The organism is Streptomyces katrae, assembly GCF_000717655.1.
Taxonomy (GTDB): domain Bacteria; phylum Actinomycetota; class Actinomycetes; order Streptomycetales; family Streptomycetaceae; genus Streptomyces; species Streptomyces katrae_B.
Genome location: NZ_JNZY01000010.1, coordinates 149,406 through 166,302, shown reverse-complemented (window position 1 = coordinate 166,302; position 16,897 = coordinate 149,406). Strand labels below are relative to the sequence as shown.

Below are 16,897 nucleotides of genomic sequence, written 5' to 3'. Positions count from 1 at the left end.
GTGATGCCCCGTGGGGCCGGTCAGTGGACATGCAGCGCGACCGCGCAGAGCCCGCGCCCCGCAGCGGCGGCGGACCGCCAGACGCGCAGGGGGCCGTCGGTGACGTGCTCTTCGCGGGCGCCGTAGTCCAGCCGGTCCCGGTCGGCGACGCGGGCCCGTTCCCCGGAGGTGAAGGTCAGCGCCTGCTCCACGCCCGGCAGCGTCCGGCGCACCTCGCCCGCGGTGAGGAGCACGTTGCCGCACCAGCCGGGCAGCAGTGCGGCCCGGTCCGGGCCGATGGCATGGAACAGGGCGGCGACGGCGTAGTCCTTGCGCTGCACGGAGACGAACAGGTCCGCCGGATCCGGTTCGGGCTCCCAGAGGTCCTGCATGACATGGAACTCGGAGTCGGTGACGCCGTTGCAGACGTCGTCGACGTGCTCGCCGGGGCGGGTCAGCTTCCGGAACGAGTCAAGGGCCTCACCGTGTGCCCGGTCGGCGTACCAGCTGCGGTGGTCCGGCAGCGGGGCGCGCCGCCAGGCCTCCCAGCGGTGGCGGGCCGCCGGGTTCGTGCGGTCGGCTTCGAGGGCCGGCGCGAGGCGTGTCGCGAGCTCCGCGATGACGGAGTCGGGGTGGCTGCTGATCGACCAGGCGCTGGTGAATCCCATGCCGGTCACGCTACGGGGCACCACCGACAGGGCCCGGTGGCGTTACCAGCGGGTGCCCTGTTCGGGGAGTTCCGTGAGGGGGGTGCGGGGTGGGTGCGGGAGGGAGAGGTCGGCGCGGGCCGTGTGGACCGCGGCGAGTTCGGCGTGGCCGGCCGGGCCCCAGTCGGCGAGTTCGCGGACCTGCTCGGGGGTGGCCAGCAGGCGCGCGTACGCCGGGTCCGCGGCCGGGGGCAGGGAGCCGAGGCGGCCCGCGGTACGGGGATGGGCGGCCTCGTCGGCGTAGCGGTAGCCGAGCGGGGTGCAGCCCGCCGTCGGGGGCGGGAGGCGTACGGCGCCGGTGGTGCGGCAGATCAGGAGCAGGACCCGGCCGTCGGGGGCGAACAGCCAGGCCGAGGGCTCCCGTACGGGCAGCGCCGCGGGCACCGGGCCGGGGTGCCAGGTGCCGTGGTGCGGGGTGCGGCGGGTGCGCAGGACCCCGAGCCGGTCCAGCGCGGTCGGCGCGACGGGGCGGCCGTCCTCGAGCAGGGCCGTGCCGCCGCCGTTGATGCGGGCGCGCAGCGCCGACAGGGCGCGGCGGGCGTCGCCCGGGTCCATCAGGGCGGGCAGGTCGGCGGGTTCGGCGAAGTGGACGCCGGTGATCTCCTGGGCCGGGAGGCGGATCGCATCGATCCGGTCGGGGGTCCAGGTGCCGCCGTCGTACACGTACAGGACCTCCCCCGGGAAGCGCATCTCGGGCGGGAAGCCGGGGGTGTCCGCCGGGATCCAGTCCACGGCGAGGCCGTCCGGGTAGCTGCCGTCGACGCCGAGTTCCTCCCGCATCTCACGGGCCGCGGCGGCCGACGGGGCCTCGCCCGCGTCCACCGCGCCGCCGGGCAGCATGCGGTCGGCGCGGTAGTCGACGCTCTGGACGAGGACCCGGCCGTCGGTGTCGGTGACCAGGACGACGGCGCCCGTCCAGAGCGCGGCGCGCGAAGCCCCGTACTCCTGCGGGGTCATCCACGTGCCCGGCCCGCCGCCGTCCTCGTCGGTCACGGCCTCGTCGGTCAGCTGCGGCATCGGAACTCCGTTCACCGTGGATGGACCCTCTCCCTGTGCAACAGGCCGCACGGCCTGCGGGTTACGCCGCTCGCGCCACCCCGGCCACTGACCGCTGTTTTGCCACCCCTATACCTCTTTATTACCTTGTTACGCCCTCGTTGGTACGTTCGCGTCGCGGACTGGCGGCCTGAAAACCGCCGGTCCGACCACCTCAACGGACCGAGGCCGAGGGGGGACAGGCGCGGGCCCGCCGTCGGCCGGGCCTGCTGCTGGCCGCGCCGTGGCCGGGGATCCTGGTCATCCGGGCCTTCTTCGCGGTCCAGTTCCTCGCCGCCGAGCCCTTCACCCGGCTGTCCGCCCCGGCGCTCACGACCGTCGCCGGCGTCTCCGTGGCCGCCGGCCCGCTGCTCTCGTTCCCACTCGGCCCGGTGTGCGGTTCGAGGCCTCGGGGCGCGGCGCGGCCCCGACCTCACCGCCCTCGCCGGCTGGGAGGGCCTGGGCCGGATGCTGTGCGAGCTGCACCTGCTCCGGCCGGCCGCACAGGGCCGCCCGGCGGCGTAGGTCGTCCGCAGCGCCCCCACTCGTGTGGGTGACGGCACGTAGGTTCCACCGTCCGTCGTACGGCAGGGTGGAGGGATGCAGTTACGCCGGGTGGCTCTGCCCCTGCCCTTGATCCTCGCCGCGCTGGCGCTGACCGCCGGGTGCGTGACCGTACGGCCGAGCGGGCCTGCGGAACCGGCGCTGCCGGATCCGGCGGTGGACCGGACCGCGGCCCTCGAAACGGCGGTCGGGGCCCTGCCGTTGGGCCGCGTCCCGGCATCGGAGCCCCCGCCGGCCCCGCCGGCGGCCGGGGCCGGGGCCGGGGCCGGGGCCGGGGCCGAGCCGGAACCGCCCGCCGCGCAGCCCGGGGAGGACCGGCCGCCGCAGCACCGGACCGGCGGTCGCGCGCCTGCCCGGCCGGCGCACCCCGTACGCCCCGCCCCGGCGCCCAAGCCCCGCAAGCGGCCGCCCGTACGGCCGAAGCCACGGCCCGAGCAGCCTCGCCCGTACGACATGGCACCCCTGTGCGAGGCGGCCAGGGGCACGGTCTCCCCGTCGATCGTCGCCCTGTGCCACTAGACCGTCCGTTCCGGATCACCGGAGTAGCCCCGGCCCCGCTGCCGGGTGTCGGCGGGGCCGGTTCGCTTGGATGGGCGGCGCGGGCCCGACCCGGGGCCCGTACCGCCTCCACCCCCAGGGAGTCGCCATGGCGAAGATCGCCCTGTTCGGCGCGACCGGCACCATCGGAGCCCTCGTGCTGCGCGAAGCGCTCCGGCGCGGCCACGAGGTCACGGCGGTCGTGCGCGACCCCGCGAAGCTGGCGGATCCCGGCGCCGAGGTGCTGCGCGGCGATGTCCTCGACCCGCACTCCGTCGCCGAGGCGGCGGCCGGCCGGGACGTGGTCGTCAGTGCGATCGGCCCCGGGTCCGGGGATCCGGGCGTGCTCGTCACCGCCGCCAAGTCCCTGATCGGCGGCCTGTGCACGCTCGGCCCGGAGACCCCGAGGCCCCGTGTGATCGTCGTGGGCGGGGCGGGCTCGCTGCGCACCCCCGAGGGCCCGCCGGTCTGGCAGGCGCCGGGCCTCCCGGAGCCGGTCCGCGCGCTCATGCACGCCCATGGGGAGGCGCTGGACTTCCTGCGGACCGTGCCCGTGGAGGAGGTGCGCTGGACCTGCCTGAGCCCCGCCGCGCAGATCGGTCCGGGAGAGCGCACGGGCACGTACCGGCTGGCCCTCGACGATCTGATCGTGGACGAGGACGGCCGCAGCCACATCTCGGCCGAGGACTACGCCGTGGCGCTGGTCGACGAGATCGAGCGCGACGCCCATCCGGGCCTGCGGTTCACCATCGGCTACTGAACGGGCGGCACGCCCTGCACGTCCCCCGCGTACATCGCCGTGAGTTCGGCGCCGATCCGGGCCAGCCACTGCCTTACCTCCGGAGGCTCCAGCACCTCGACTCCGGCCCCCAGCCCGGCCAGGTGGCCGGCCAGCGCCTTGGGGGCCGGGCCGTCGACCCACACCTCGGTCCAGCCGTCGGGCAGCGGGCCGCCGACGCGTACCCGGCCGCCGAGGAACCGCTGCAGCAGGGCCAGCGTGTCGGGGTGGACGCGGGCCCGCGCGGTCACCGCGTACATGCCGTCCTGGAAGGCCCCGGACAGCTCCCGCCAGGCCGTCGCGAGATCGAAGCCGGGCGGCCGGACGACGGGTTCGCCGGTCGGCTCGACGGAGCGGACCCGGCTGAGCCGGAAGGTGCGCAGGCCGTTCTCCGTACCGGCGACGAGGTAGTCGACCCCCGCCTTGGCCACGAGCCCGAGCGGGTCGACCGTACGCTCGCCGGCCGGCTTGCCGACGCCCGCGTACCCGAGTCGGACGCGGATGCCGTCCACGACGGCGCCCTGGAGCGCGGAGCGGTGGGCGGCATCGGCGGTGACGGCGTTGCGGGACCAGTCCGTGGCGTCGACGACTCCGGCGCGGGTGGCGGCCTCGGCCTCCGCCCGCAGGGTGGACGGCAGGGCCCGGACCAGCTTGCGCAGGGTGGTGCGCAGTTCGGGGGTGGCCGCCATCGGCCCGGTGACGAGGAACAGCGCCCGGATCTCGTCGGCGGTCAGCCCGGTGAGGTTGGTACGGGCGCCGCCGACGAGGGACCAGCCGCCGCCGCGTCCGCGCTGCGAGTAGACGGGGATGCCGGACGCGGCCAGGGCCTCGAGATCGCGGCGGGCGGTGCGCTGGGACACCTCCAGTTCGGCGGCCACCTCGGGGACGGTGACGCGGCCGCGCTCCTGGAGGAACAGCAGGGTCGCCACCAGCCGGTCGGCTCTCATGTCCCGTCCCTCTTCTCTGTCTGCGCCCCGGGCGTTGTCGTCGTTGCCGTTCATTCTCCTCGGGAAACTGGCCAGAAGATGGCCAGTTCAGCTCCCAGGATGAACACATGACCGAGATCACGCAGCTCACCGAGACCCCGTCCGCCCCCACCACCGCCTTCGACCCGCGACTCGACCTCGCCGCGGCCGTCGAGCTGGCGGGCCGCACCCTTGCCGCCGTCCGGCCCGACCAGTACGACGCCCCCACCCCGTGCGACGAGTTCGACGTCCGGCGGCTCTCGAGCCACCTCGTCGCCGTCGTCCGCCGGATCGCGGTGATCGGGCGCGGCGAGGACCCGTTCAGCGTCCCGTCCTTCGCCGACGACCTCGCCGACGGCGCCTGGGCGGCGGCCTGGGAGCCGGGTGCCCGCGCGGTCGCCGAGGTGTGGGCGGACCCGGCCCTCCTCGGCCGGCAGCTGCGCCTGCCGATGGGTGTCCTGCCGGGCGCGGCCGCCGCGGCCGTCTACACCCACGAACTCACCGTGCACACCTGGGACCTGGCCAGGGCCACCGGACAGCACCCGGAATGGGACACGGCCCTGATCGAGCGGGTGATCGCCGTCGTACGCAACGCACTGCCGGCCGGAACCCGCGGCGGGCGGATCCCGTTCGCCGAGGTCGTGGCGGTGGACGCCGGTGCCCCGGCCATCGACCGGCTGGTGGCCTGGGCCGGGCGGCGCCCCTGACGGAGGGCGGCCCCGCGCGGGGGTTATTGATTGGATGCCCCGGCTCCGGATACCTAGAGTGACGATTCACCCCGTCGTCGAGCAGGAGCCGGTCATGCGCACCCACTACCCCCGTACGCCGCATCTGCCCTGGTCCCCCGGGGCGGCGGCGGACGACGTGCGCGCCGCCGGGCACGCGGGGCTGGCCGGGCGCGAGGTCGTCGTCACCGAGAAGCTCGACGGGGAGAACACCACCCTGTACGCGGACGGCCTGCACGCGCGCTCGCTCGACTCGGGCCACCACCCCTCGCGGGCCTGGGTCAAGGGCCTCCAGAGCCGGATCGGCGCGGGCATACCGGGCGGGTGGCGGGTGTGCGGGGAGAACCTGTACGCCCGCCACTCGATCCCCTACGAGGACCTCGACAGCTGGTTCTACGGCTTCTCGGTGTGGGACGGGGAGCACTGCCTGGACTGGGACCGGACCGTGAGCTTCCTGCACGGCCTCGGCGTGCCCACCCCGAGGGTGCTCTGGCGGGGCGTCTTCGACGAGCGCGCGCTGCGCAGGCTGCGGCTCGACACCGCACGGCAGGAGGGCTACGTCGTACGGACGGTGGCCGGTTTCACGCGTGCGGACTTCGGGCGGTATGTCGCCAAGTGGGTGCGCGGCGGCCATGTGCAGACCGACACCCACTGGATGTACGCGCAGGTGGTCCCGAACGGGCTCGGTGCGCAGGCCCCGCTGTGGGCGGTGCGCTCGGGCTCCGAGCCCGATGCGGCGGAGCTGACGGCCGCCCTCGGCCTGGATCCCGCACCCGGTCCCCTCCCCGATGCCGCACCCGGTCCCGTGCCCGATGCCGTCGCGCCGGTCGTCGCCGAAGTGGCGGGCCGGCTCGACGCGTCGGGCCACACCGGGGAGGCCCGGCTGGCCGGCGTACTGGCCGCCGTACTGCACCGCGCTCCGCGGGCCCGGATCGGGGCGCGGCTGGCGGCGGGGCCGCTCGGGATGCCGCTCGCCCGCAGGGTCGCCGACCTGGTCGGGCTGTACCCGTCGCTGCAGCGGCCGTTCCCGGACGAGGGGCGGCGGGCCGGCCTGGTCCGGATGGCCGTCGCCGCCGATCTCGGGGTGCTGCACGCGCTCGCCGGGGCAGCGGCCGCAGGGGACGCCGGGGCGCGGGAGTGCGTGGAGTGGTCCGCGCTGTACGCCGAGGAGGCGGGGCTGCTCGGCCCCGATCCGCTGGGTCCGCTGCGCGCCGGGCTGCGGGAGGCCCTCGGCGGGCTCGGCGCGGAGGCGGCGGACCGGTGCTGGGCGCAGGCCCGGGAGGCGTTCGCGCGGGGCGGGATCTCCACCGCCGAGGAGGCGGTGGCCGCGACCTGGCGGTGGCGGGACGGCGCCTTCCCCCGGCTGGTGCAGCTGTGCGGGCCGTCGGGCAGCGGGAAGAGCACGTACGCCCGGAACCTGCCGGGCGTGGCCGCGTACATCGGTCTCGACGATCTGCGCACCGCCCGGGGTTCCCGCGCCGACCAGCGGGCCAATGCGGACGTGCTGCGCGAGGGCCTGGACCGGCTGGACGCCGCGCTGGCCGCCGCGACGGACACCGGCGGCACGGTGGTGTGGGACGCCACCTCCCTCACCGATCAGCAGCGGGGCCTGGTGGGCGCGGTCGCGCAGCGCCGCGACGCGCTGGTGACCCAGGCCGTGGTGCTGGTCGAGGAGGCCGAGCTGGTCCGGCGCAACGCCGTCCGGCCCCATCCCGTACCGCCGCAGGTGCTGACCACCCAGCTGCACCGGTTCAGCCCGCCGTACCCGGGGCACGGGCCGGGGCACCGCACCTGGTACGTCGGGGCGGGCGGGACCGTGGAGGACACGGCTGGAACCATCGGGACGACCGCAGTGACACCGGCGGCTGCTGCGGCAGGGAGCGAGCACGGCTGATGCGTACCAGTGAGGAGCTCTACCACCAGGTCCGCTGGGACCCGCGCTTCGACCCGGCGCGCTTCGTGTTCGGGCTGCACCAGCGCGGCGCGCCGCCGAAGCGGATCCCGCTGCACTCCTTCGTGCCCGGCGGCGACATCCCCTGGCACCGGGTGCTGTTCGTCGAGGCGGACGGCGAGCTCGTCTGGGACCGGGCGAGCGGCGTGGACCGGATCGACTCCACCGAGGCCGGCCGGATCCGCGAACCGCGGCTGCTGCGGGCCCCGTTCTTCACCGCCCGGACCCCGCACGCCTGGGATCCGGCGGACGGCGGCGCCTGGCGGCCGACCGGCGGGTCTGCGTCGCTCGGCTCCGGGCCGGCCCGGTTGCGGCTGCTGACCTGGAACACCCTGTGGGACCGGTACGACGCCCCGCTCATCGACACCGCCCGGCGCAGGCCGATGCTGCTGGCCGGCCTGGCGGCCGCCGACGCCGATGTGATCGCCCTCCAGGAGGTCGAACCCGCTCTGCTCGGCATGCTGCTCGCGGAGCCGTGGGTGCGGGCCGAGTACACGGTGGGCACCGATCCGCGCGGCAAGGACGTCGCCGCCACCGGGTTGCTGGTGCTGAGCCGGCTGCCCGTACGGGAGGCGGGGCTGCACCTGCTGGGGCCGCACAAGGCGGTCGCAGCGGTGACGGTGGACACCGCGAGCGGCCCCCTCGTCGTGGCCTGCCTGCACCTGACGAGCGACCACACGGAGAACGGCGCCGGACGGCGGAGCGTCGAACTGGCCCGGATCGCGGAGGGCTTGAGCGGCGTCGAGGCGGATGCCGTACTGCTCGGCGACTTCAACGACGGCCGCTCCGGCCCGGAGGGACCGGCGGCCGCACTCGGTGTGCGGGACACGTGGAGCGAGGTGCACGGGGCGCTGGACGCCACGCCGACCTTCGACCCGGAGGCCAATCCGCTGGCCGCGGTGGGCTCGCTGTCGGGGCGGGCCGCCCGGCTGGACCGGGTCCTGCTGCGCTCGGCGGGGGCGCGGGTGCGGGAGGCCGTCCTGCGGGGCGACACCCCCGGCCCGGAGGGGCTGTTCATCTCCGACCACTTCGGGGTGGAGGCGGTGGTGGACTTCGCCGGGCGGGACGCCGGGCGCGCGGTGCTGGACGTACGGGCGACCGCGCGGACGGCGGTGGCGTGGCTGCCGCCGCAGGATCCGGCGGTCGAGGCGCTGCGCCGGGAGCACGACCCGGCGGTCCACCGCTGGCCGGCGCACGTGAACCTGCTGTTCGGCTTCGTACCGGAGTCCTCGTTCGAGGAGGCGCTGCCCCTGCTGGCCGAAGTGGCCGGGCAGACGGCGCCGTTCACGGCCCGGCTGGCCGGGGTGCACAGTTTCGGGCACCGCGAGGACGCCACGCTGTGGCTGGACCCGGCGGCGGGCGGCGACGCGCCGTGGCAGCAGCTGCGGCAGGAGCTCGCCGAGCGGTTCCCGGGGTGCCGCGGGCGCGACGGCTTCACCCCGCACCTGACGCTGGGGCGCAGCCGGGATCCGCAGCGGGCCCTGGCCGAGTTCGCCGCGCGACTCGGCGCATCCGGCACGGGGACGTCGGCCCGGGTCGGTGAGCTCGCGGTGCTGTCACGGCGCGGGGACGGGCCGATGCAGGTCCGGGCGACGGTGGACCTCGGCACCGGCAGCTGGCGGTGGGCGCAGGAGCCGGAACCGGAACCGGCGGCCCTGCACGAAGCGGCATCCGCACGCGATGCGGAAGCCCAGTCGCTCACCGCCCGGATCGCGGAGGCGCTCGGCGACGGCGTGGTGCACCTCGCCGGATCCCGCCGCATGGGCTGCGCCCTGCCCGGGGCCGACCTCGACCTGGTCGCGGCCCTGCCGGGCACGGTCGGGATCGCGGAGGTACGGGAGCGCATCGCGGCAGCGGCCCCGGAGGCCGAAGGACTCCGGGAGGTGAGGGGCGCACGGGTACCCGGGCTGCGGCTGCGTGCGGCCGGACTGGACGTGGACCTGGCGGTCGTCGCCACGGGCACGGTGGACCCGGCGCAGGCGGTGGAGCGGCGGGCGGAGCTCGGCGAGGCGGCCGCGATCGCGCTCAGCGCGGTGAGCGACGCCGATGCGGTACGGGACTTCGCGGGCTCCGACCGGCAGAGGGCGTTCGCCGGGCTGGCCCGGGAGGTGAAGGCGTGGGCCCGGTCCCGGGGGCTGGACTCGGCGCCGTTCGGCGGACTCCCGGGGGTGGCCTGGGCCGTACTGGCGGCGCGTACGGTCCGCGAAGCCGCCGACCTGTCCCCCGCGGCCCTGCTCCGGGAGTTCTTCGGCACCTGGGCGGCCTGGGACTGGCGCGACCCGATCACCCTGGCGCCGCCCGATCCGGACCCGGAGCCGCACGTGTACCCGCACCCGCACCCGGCCCCGGACCCCGTCACCGTCCTCACGCCCTCCGCACCGGCCCGCAGCTGCACGACCCAGGTCGGCCCCGGGCTGCGCGACCTGCTCGGCCGGGAGCTGTACCGGACGTGGGAACTCCTGGAAACGGAGACCCAGGCCGTGCCCCTGGGGACCCCGCCGCTGCACCGCCGGCACGCAGCGTGGGCCGTGGTGACCGTACGGGCCGACGCGCCCCGGGAATTCGAGGAGCGCCTGGGCCGGGCGCGGGGCCGGATGCGCGCGCTGCTCGGTGCGCTTGCGGAGGCCGGTGTCCGGGACGTCCACGCGTGGCCGCGGCCCTTCGCGGCCTCCCCGGTCTCGGCGCGGTACGCGATCGGGCTGGGCGCGAGCCCGCCGGACGCGGCCGGTCTCGCCACGCTCGCGGACCGCTGGTCCGCCGGCCTCACGGGCGTCGAGGTCGTCTGGGCGGAGTGCGGGGCGGTCCCTCCACTCGGGTGACGCGCCCCGCCCGCCCCTGACGACAAGTAACGAACGCACGGCAGCATCCACCCTCCGGCCCGGGCCACTCTCCGAAGACGGCCCGGCTCTGTCCCGTCCAGCGGTTCGGGGCGGGACAGAGCGGCCTGAAGCCTCAGTAGAGTCTGGTCGTCTTTTTTCGTCAACACTTTTCACAAGGATTGAAGAAACCGCGAGTTCACAGGCCTCGCGGGCAATTGACACCCCTTCAGGCATTCACTTCATGAACGCGGAAACCCTTGACGGCCCTCGTGGCGGGCAGTTCACTCACGCTTCGGTCCCCCCGGATCCACGACGTCAGGAGAGCCCCCCAATGCCCCGCCTCTCGGACCATCCACCGCGACTGACGGTCGCGGCTCTCGCCGCCGCGCTGGTCGCGGCCCTCCTCGTACTGCTGCCGGGTACCGCCGCCCAGGCCGCACCCGTCCTCCTCTCCCAGGGCAGACCAGCCACCGCCTCCAGCCAGGAGAACGGCGGCACCCCCGCCTCCGCCGCCGTCGACGGCGACAACGCCACGCGATGGTCGAGTCAGTTCGCCGACCCGCAGTGGATACAGGTCGACCTCGGCGCCCCCGCCCAGGTCAGTCAGGTGGTGCTGCGCTGGGAGACCGCGTTCGCGACGGCGTACCGGATCGAGCTGTCCGACGACGGCACGCACTGGAGCACCGCCCACTCCACGACCACCGCCACCGGCGGGGTCCGGACCCACGACATCACCGGCACCGCCCGCCACGTCCGCGTGTACGGCACCCAGCGGGCCACCCAGTGGGGCTATTCCCTCTACGAGTTCCAGGTCTTCGGCACCACCGACGCAGGCCCCGCCCTCCCCGGCGGCGGCGACCTCGGCCCCAACGTGGTCGTCTTCGACCCGTCCACGCCGAACATCCAGGCCAGGCTCGACGAGGTCTTCCGGCAGCAGGAGTCGGCCCAGTTCGGCGCCGGCCGCTACCAGTTCCTGTTCAAGCCGGGCACGTACAACGGCCTCAACGCCCAGATCGGCTTCTACACCTCCGTCTCGGGGCTGGGCCTCAGCCCCGACGACACCACCATCAACGGTGACGTGACCGTCGACGCCGGCTGGTTCGGCGGCAACGCCACCCAGAACTTCTGGCGTTCGGCCGAGAACCTCGCGCTCAACCCGGTGAACGGCACCGACCGCTGGGCCGTCTCCCAGGCCGCACCCTTCCGCCGCATGCACGTCAGGGGCGGCCTCAACCTGGCCCCCGACGGCTTCGGCTGGGCCTCCGGCGGCTACATCGCCGACTCCAAGATCGACGGCCAGGTCGGCAACTATTCGCAGCAGCAGTGGTACACCCGCGACAGCGCGATCGGCAGCTGGGGCAACGGCGTCTGGAACCAGGTCTTCTCCGGCGTCCAGGGGGCGCCCGCCCAGTCCTTCCCCAGCCCGCCGTACACCACGCTCGACTCCACCCCGGTATCCCGGGAGAAGCCCTTCCTCCACCTCGACGGGACCGAGTACAAGGTCTTCGTCCCGGCAAAGCGGGTGAACGCCCGCGGGACCTCCTGGGGCAACGGCGCGCCGCAGGGCACCTCGATCCCGCTGAGCCGGTTCTACGTGGTCAGGCCGGGCACGACCGCCGCGACGATGAACCAGGCGCTGGCCCAGGGTCTGCACCTGCTGTTCACGCCCGGCGTCTACCACGTCGACCAGACCGTCCGGGTGAACCGCGCGGACACGGTCGTCCTGGGCCTCGGCCTCGCCACGATCGTCCCGGACAACGGGGTCACGGCGATGAAGGTCGCCGACGTCGACGGCGTGAGGCTCGCCGGGTTCCTGATCGACGCCGGGCCGGTCAACTCGCCGAGCCTGCTGGAGGTCGGCCCGGCCGGCACGACCACGGACCACGGCGGCAACCCGACGACCGTGCAGGACGTGTTCGTCCGGGTCGGCGGCGCCGGCCCCGGCAAGGCCACCGTCGGCATGGTGATCAACAACCACGACACGATCGTCGACCACACCTGGATCTGGCGCGCCGACCACGGCGACGGGGTCGGCTGGGAGACCAACCGCGCCGACTTCGGGTTCCGCGTGAACGGTGACGACGTCCTGGCCACCGGATTGTTCGTCGAGCACTTCAACAAGTACGACGTGGAGTGGAACGGCGAGCGCGGCCGCACGGTCTTCTTCCAGAACGAGAAGGCGTACGACGCCCCGAACCAGGCCGCGATCCAGAACGGTGCGACCAAGGGCTACGCGGCGTACAAGGTGGCCGACTCGGTGACCACCCACGAGGGCTGGGGGCTGGGCAGCTACTGCTTCTACAACGTGGACCCGACGATCCGTCAGGATCGCGGCTTCCAGGCACCGGTGAAGCCGGGCGTGCGGTTCCACGACCTGCTCGTCGTCTCGCTCGGCGGCAAGGGCCAGTACGAGCACGTCATCAACACCACGGGCGCGCCGACCTCGGGCACCTCGACGACCCCGTCCACGGTGGTCTCCTTCCCCTGACCCACCGAAGGCCGGCACGGTGCGGGGCGGCTCCTGGCCGCCCCGTGCCTCCCGGGCCGGAGGGGTCCGGCCTCACACCTCGAGGATGATCTTTCCGGCGGCGCGTCCCGTCTGGCTGAAATCGAAGGCCGCCGCCAGCTCCGAGAGCGGGAACGTCTTGGCGACGGTGACCGTGAGCTGCCCGCTGCCGGCGAGCCGGGCCAGCTCCGCCAGGCCCTCGGCGTCGGGCCGGACCCACATCCACTGGCCGCCCGCACCGAGCACGGTGGGGTCGGCGATGGAGGCGTGCCGGCCGCCGTTCGCCAGGACCGCCTGGGTGACGTCGAGGACGCCGCCGACGAAGTCCGCGGCGACGGTGATCCCGTCGGGGGCGAGGGCGCGCACCCGGTCGACCAGGCCGTCCCCGTACTCGACGGGCTCGCAGCCGAGGTCGCGCAGCCGGTCGTGGTTGCGCGGCGAGGCGGTGCCGATGACCCGGGCGCCGAGTGCGCGGGCGATCTGCACGCCGAAGGACCCGACGCCGCCGGCAGCGCCGTGGATGAGGACGGTGTCGTCCTTGCCGGTGGCGAGCCGGGTGAGCAGCTGATACGCCGTGAGCCCGGCCAGCGGCAGGCCGGCCGCCTCGTGCCAGCTGAGCGAGGCGGGCTTGGCCGCGGCGGCGCGGACGGGCACGCTGACGTACTCGGCGAACGTCCCTCCGTGCACGTAGTCCTTGCGGGCGTAGGCCATGACCTCGTCGCCGACCGAGAACTCAGGTGTGTCGATGCCGACCCGCTCGACCGTGCCGGCGACGTCCCAGCCGGGGACGACGGGGTACACGACGTCCATCAGGGCGTCGAGCCCGCCCGACATGATCTTCCAGTCGACGGGGTTGACCGAGGCGCACTTGACCCGGACGAGGATCTCGCCCGGGGCGAGCTTGGGCATCGGCAGCCGGGTCTCGGTGAGCACCTCCGTCCCGCCGTACGTCTCGTACGCCATCGCCCGCATGGTGTCCTCGGACATCTACCCGACCTCTCCGTGAGCCGTCAGCCATGAGCCGTCGCTTCCCATCCCATCACGAAAGACCGGGCCCGCCCCGAGAAGCGGGGCGGGCCCGGCGCGGCGCAGGGACCTGCGGTCTCACAGCGCCCGGTGCGCGGCGATCACCTCGGCGTAGCGGCGGCCGCTGGTCTTGACCGTGCGGTGCTGGGTGGCGTAGTCGACGCGGACGAGGCCGAAGCGCTTGTCGTAGCCGTACGCCCACTCGAAGTTGTCCAGCAGGGACCAGGCGTAGTACCCGGCCACCGGTGCGCCGCGGCGGGCGGCGCGGGCGCAGGCCGCCAGGTGCCCGGTCAGGTACGCGGCCCGCTCGGGGTCGTGGACGCTGCCGTCGGCGGCGACGGTGTCGTGGTACGCGGAGCCGTTCTCGGTGACGTGGATGCGCCGGGCCCCGTACTCCTCGGTCAGCCGCATGAGCAGGGTCTCGAGGCCGTTCGCGTCGACCTCCCAGTCCATGCCGGTGCGCGGGACGCCGGGCCGGTCGGTCTGGCGGGCGTACGGGGCGGGACCGGCCGGGTCGGCGCTGACGGTCTGCGGGAAGTAGTAGTTCAGGCCGGTCCAGTCGAGCGGGGCGGCGATGGCCGCCGCGTCGCCTGGGCGTTCGGGGAGGTCCACGGCGTAGACCTCGCGCATGTCGGCGGGGAAGCCGCGGCCGTGGACGGGGTCGAGCCACCAGCGGTTGACGTGGCCGTCCATGCGCAGGGCCGCCGCCCGGTCGGCTTCGCCGTCGCCGGCGGGTTCGACGGTGGAGAGATTGTTGACGATGCCGATCTGCGCGCCGGGGGCGGCCGCGCGGACGGCCTGGGTGGCGAGGCCGTGGCCGAGCAGCAGGTGGTAGGAGGCGCGGACGGCGGCGGTCAGGTCGCGCCGGCCGGGGGCCATCCTGCCCTCCAGATGGCCGATCCACGCCGAGCACAGCGGCTCGTTGAGCGTGGCCCACTGGGTGACCCGGTCGCCGAGGCGGTCGGCGACGAGGCCGGCGTACGCGGCGAAGTGCTCGGCGGTCGCCCGCTCGGGCCAGCCCCCGCGGTCCTGGAGGGCCTGGGGCAGGTCCCAGTGGTAGAGGGTGACGGAGGGGCTGATCCCGGCTGCGAGCAGCCCGTCGACGAGCCGGTCGTAGAAGGCGAGGCCCTTGGGGTTGGCGGGGCCGTCGCCGCCGGGGACCACGCGCGGCCAGGCGACGGACATCCGGTAGGCGTTGGTGCCGAGCTCCCGCATCAGGGCGATGTCCTCGCGCCAGCGGTGGTAGTGGTCGCAGGCGGTGTCGCCGGTGTGGCCGCCGGCGACGGCGCCGGGGGTGTGGGAGAACGTGTCCCAGATGGAGGGGGCCCGGCCGTCTTCGTCGACCGCCCCTTCGATCTGGTAGGCGGAGGTCGCGGTGCCCCAGGCGAAGTCGCGGGGCAGCGCGCCGAGGTCGATGAGGCCGGTCTCTCCGCCGGTGTCGGGGCGGGCTTCGGAAAGGGTCACTTGACGGCTCCTGCCGAACGGGTCACTTGACGGCTCCCGCCGTGAGGCCGGCCACCAAGTACCGCTGCAGCAGCAGGAATCCGGCGACGACGGGGATGCTGACGACGAGCGAGGCGGCCATGATCTGGTTCCAGTAGACGTCGTTCTGCGTGGAGTAGCCCTGCAGGCCGACGGCGAGGGTGCGGGTGGTGTCGTTCGTCATGACGGACGCGAAGAGCACCTCGCCCCAGGCGGTCATGAAGGCGTACACGGCGACGGCGACGATGCCGGGGACGGCGGCCGGGACCACGACCCGCAAGAGCGCGCCGAGGGGGCCGCAGCCGTCGACGGTGGCCGCCTCGTCGAGGTCGCGGGGCACCGAGTCGAAGTAGCCGATGAGCATCCAGATGGAGAAGGGGAGGGAGAAGGTCAGGTACGTGAGGATCAGGGCGCCACGTGAGCCGTAGAGGGCGATTCCCGTGGCGTTGCCGACGTTCACGAAGATCAGGAACAGCGGGAGGAGGAAGAGGATCCCGGGGAACATCTGCGTGGAGAGCACGGTGACGGTGAACAGGCGCTTGCCGCGGAAGCGGTGGCGGCTGACCGCGTAGGCCGCGAAGACGGCGATGACGACGGAAGCGGTGGTGGCCGCGCCCGCCACGATCAGGGAGTTCACGAAGTACCGGGCGAGCGGGACGGTGTGCCAGATGTCGATGTAGGGGCGGACGGTGAGCCGGCTGGGGATCCAGCGGAAGCGGCCCGCGACGTCCTGGAGCGGTTTGAGCGAGCTGGTGACCATCACGTGGACGGGCAGCAGGACGAAGCCGGTGAGCAGGGTCAGGAAGGCGGCGCGGACCACGCGGAACGAGGCGGGCGGGGCCAGCGGCGATGGCCGGCGGCGGTCAGGCACGCTCGCTCCTCCGTCCGCGTGTCGTGGCGAGCAGGTAGCCGGCGGTCACCAGCAGCAGGAAGAGCAGCAGGAGGACGGACATCGCCGATCCGGTGCCGAAGTTCCAGGTGACGAAGCTTGATTGGTAGATGTGGAGGGAGATCAGGTCGGCGGCTTCGGGGGCCGATCTGCCGAACAGTACGAACGGTGTGCTGAAGTCGTTGAAGGTCCAGAGGAACAGCACCAGGACCAGCACCTGGTTGACCGCGCCGACCGAGGGCAGGGTGATCCGGCGGATCTGCTGCCAGACTCCGGCGCCGTCCAGCGCGGCGGCCTCGTACAGCTCCGCGGGGATGTTCTGCAGGGCGGCCATCACGATGAGGAAGGCGAAGGGCCAGCCCTTCCAGACGGAGACGGTCAGCAGGGCCCAGAAGCTGTTGTCGCCCAGCAGCCAGAAGGTGTGCTCGGCGCCGCCGAGGCCCAACTGGTCGTGGAGGACGTGGTTCACCAGGCCGTTGTCCCGCTGGAACATGAACGCCCAGGTGATGACGGCCGCGTACACGGGCAGGGCGTACGGGACGAGGAACAGGGCGCGCAGGACGCCGCGGCCCCGGAAGTTCTCCTGCATGAACACCGCTGCCGCGGTGCCCAGCAGCCAGCACAGGCCGACGGAGAGCAGGGTGAACAGGCAGGTGGTGAGGAAGGAGCGCAGGAGGGCCTCGCCGACGGGCCGGTTGACGTCGACGGCGAGTTCGTAGTTGGCCAGTCCCGTCCAGGGGGCGCGGGACCAGTCGCGGATGAAGAACTGGGTCAGCTGCCGGAAGCTCATCAGGATGCCCATCACCATGGGGACGAGGTGGACGAGCAGTTCGAGGAGCAGGGCGGGCAGGAGCAGGAGGTAGGGCAGCGCGCTGCGGCGCAGGCGGGCGGTCTTGGGGCTCATGCGGCGATCGCGGCGTATGCGGCTCGTGTG

At 74.2% G+C, this 16,897-nt stretch carries 13 protein-coding genes; 6 read left to right on the top strand and 7 right to left on the bottom strand.

From position 1 onward, the window contains the following. Positions 1–20: 20 nt before the first annotated feature. Together IF09_RS0114460 and IF09_RS0114455 are read right to left on the bottom strand one after the other, a co-directional pair. Complete coding sequence (locus tag IF09_RS0114460; protein ID WP_158709967.1) at positions 21–647, bottom strand: hypothetical protein; 627 nt, start codon at positions 645–647, stop codon at positions 21–23. 42 nt (positions 648–689) lie between these two features. Beyond that, a complete protein-coding gene (locus IF09_RS0114455; RefSeq protein ID WP_051832445.1) occupies positions 690–1,703 on the bottom strand; it encodes an NUDIX domain-containing protein in 1,014 nt (337 codons plus the stop codon). Positions 1,704–2,321: 618 nt separating this feature from the next. Between IF09_RS0114455 and IF09_RS41715 the strand changes: the two genes are divergently transcribed. Both IF09_RS41715 and IF09_RS0114445 read left to right on the top strand, forming a co-directional pair. After that, positions 2,322–2,804, top strand: coding sequence for a hypothetical protein (locus IF09_RS41715; protein ID WP_158709966.1), 483 nt, complete (start codon positions 2,322–2,324; stop codon positions 2,802–2,804). A gap of 127 nt (positions 2,805–2,931) precedes the next feature. After that, positions 2,932–3,582 (top strand): NAD(P)-dependent oxidoreductase, encoded by a 651-nt coding sequence (locus IF09_RS0114445; RefSeq protein WP_030295627.1) that lies wholly within the window; start codon positions 2,932–2,934, stop codon positions 3,580–3,582. Here the strand turns inward: IF09_RS0114445 and IF09_RS0114440 are convergent. Continuing rightward, positions 3,576–4,547, bottom strand: coding sequence for a helix-turn-helix transcriptional regulator (locus tag IF09_RS0114440; RefSeq protein ID WP_030295625.1), 972 nt, complete (start codon positions 4,545–4,547; stop codon positions 3,576–3,578). The two genes, IF09_RS0114445 and IF09_RS0114440, sit on opposite strands and share 7 nt — an antisense overlap. A 107-nt stretch (positions 4,548–4,654) precedes the next feature. On the opposite strand from IF09_RS0114440, the gene IF09_RS0114435 reads away from it, so the two are divergent. The 4 genes from IF09_RS0114435 to IF09_RS0114420 all read left to right on the top strand — a co-directional run bounded on the left by IF09_RS0114435 (position 4,655) and on the right by IF09_RS0114420 (position 12,548). Next, positions 4,655–5,272 carry a TIGR03086 family metal-binding protein gene (locus tag IF09_RS0114435; protein ID WP_030295623.1) on the top strand — a complete coding sequence of 206 codons (618 nt, stop codon included), beginning with the start codon at positions 4,655–4,657 and terminating at the stop codon, positions 5,270–5,272. A 94-nt stretch (positions 5,273–5,366) separates the two neighbouring features. Further along, positions 5,367–7,184 carry an RNA ligase family protein gene (locus IF09_RS0114430; RefSeq protein WP_051832524.1) on the top strand — a complete coding sequence of 606 codons (1,818 nt, stop codon included), beginning with the start codon at positions 5,367–5,369 and terminating at the stop codon, positions 7,182–7,184. Then, the gene (locus IF09_RS0114425) at positions 7,184–10,060 is read left to right on the top strand and encodes a poly(A) polymerase (protein WP_030295615.1); all 2,877 of its coding nucleotides are present in this window, start codon (positions 7,184–7,186) and stop codon (positions 10,058–10,060) included. The genes IF09_RS0114430 and IF09_RS0114425 overlap by 1 nt, the downstream gene beginning before the upstream one ends. 331 nt (positions 10,061–10,391) lie before the next feature. Then, entirely contained in the window at positions 10,392–12,548 is a 2,157-nt protein-coding gene (locus tag IF09_RS0114420; RefSeq protein WP_030295612.1) for a discoidin domain-containing protein, read from the top strand. 72 nt (positions 12,549–12,620) lie between these two features. Here IF09_RS0114420 and IF09_RS0114415 read toward each other — a convergent pair whose 3' ends face one another. The 4 genes from IF09_RS0114415 to IF09_RS0114400 all read right to left on the bottom strand — a co-directional run bounded on the left by IF09_RS0114415 (position 12,621) and on the right by IF09_RS0114400 (position 16,867). Continuing rightward, the gene (locus IF09_RS0114415) at positions 12,621–13,538 is read right to left on the bottom strand and encodes an NADP-dependent oxidoreductase (RefSeq protein ID WP_030295611.1); all 918 of its coding nucleotides are present in this window, start codon (positions 13,536–13,538) and stop codon (positions 12,621–12,623) included. Positions 13,539–13,670: 132 nt separating this feature from the next. Beyond that, positions 13,671–15,056 (bottom strand): GH1 family beta-glucosidase, encoded by a 1,386-nt coding sequence (locus tag IF09_RS0114410; protein WP_234320993.1) that lies wholly within the window; start codon positions 15,054–15,056, stop codon positions 13,671–13,673. Between the two features lie 22 nt (positions 15,057–15,078). Next, entirely contained in the window at positions 15,079–15,945 is an 867-nt protein-coding gene (locus IF09_RS0114405) for a carbohydrate ABC transporter permease (RefSeq protein WP_030295607.1), read from the bottom strand. Beyond that, positions 15,938–16,867, bottom strand: coding sequence for a carbohydrate ABC transporter permease (locus IF09_RS0114400; protein ID WP_199920438.1), 930 nt, complete (start codon positions 16,865–16,867; stop codon positions 15,938–15,940). The genes IF09_RS0114405 and IF09_RS0114400 overlap by 8 nt, the downstream gene beginning before the upstream one ends. Positions 16,868–16,897 lie beyond the last annotated feature (30 nt).

Excerpts from the sequence above, each read along its gene's own strand:
- IF09_RS0114460 (WP_158709967.1), bottom strand. The coding sequence starts at position 647 with ATGGGATTCACCAGCGCCTGGTCGATCAGCAGCCACCCCGACTCCGTC.
- IF09_RS0114435 (WP_030295623.1), top strand. The coding sequence starts at position 4,655 with ATGACCGAGATCACGCAGCTCACCGAGACCCCGTCCGCCCCCACCACC.
- IF09_RS0114415 (WP_030295611.1), bottom strand. The coding sequence starts at position 13,538 with ATGCGGGCGATGGCGTACGAGACGTACGGCGGGACGGAGGTGCTCACC.
- IF09_RS41715 (WP_158709966.1), top strand. The coding sequence starts at position 2,322 with ATGCAGTTACGCCGGGTGGCTCTGCCCCTGCCCTTGATCCTCGCCGCG.
- IF09_RS0114440 (WP_030295625.1), bottom strand. The coding sequence starts at position 4,547 with ATGAGAGCCGACCGGCTGGTGGCGACCCTGCTGTTCCTCCAGGAGCGC.
- IF09_RS0114420 (WP_030295612.1), top strand. The coding sequence starts at position 10,392 with ATGCCCCGCCTCTCGGACCATCCACCGCGACTGACGGTCGCGGCTCTC.
- IF09_RS0114445 (WP_030295627.1), top strand. The coding sequence starts at position 2,932 with ATGGCGAAGATCGCCCTGTTCGGCGCGACCGGCACCATCGGAGCCCTC.
- IF09_RS0114425 (WP_030295615.1), top strand. The coding sequence starts at position 7,184 with ATGCGTACCAGTGAGGAGCTCTACCACCAGGTCCGCTGGGACCCGCGC.
- IF09_RS0114430 (WP_051832524.1), top strand. The coding sequence starts at position 5,367 with ATGCGCACCCACTACCCCCGTACGCCGCATCTGCCCTGGTCCCCCGGG.
- IF09_RS0114400 (WP_199920438.1), bottom strand. The coding sequence starts at position 16,867 with ATGAGCCCCAAGACCGCCCGCCTGCGCCGCAGCGCGCTGCCCTACCTC.
- IF09_RS0114455 (WP_051832445.1), bottom strand. The coding sequence starts at position 1,703 with ATGCCGCAGCTGACCGACGAGGCCGTGACCGACGAGGACGGCGGCGGG.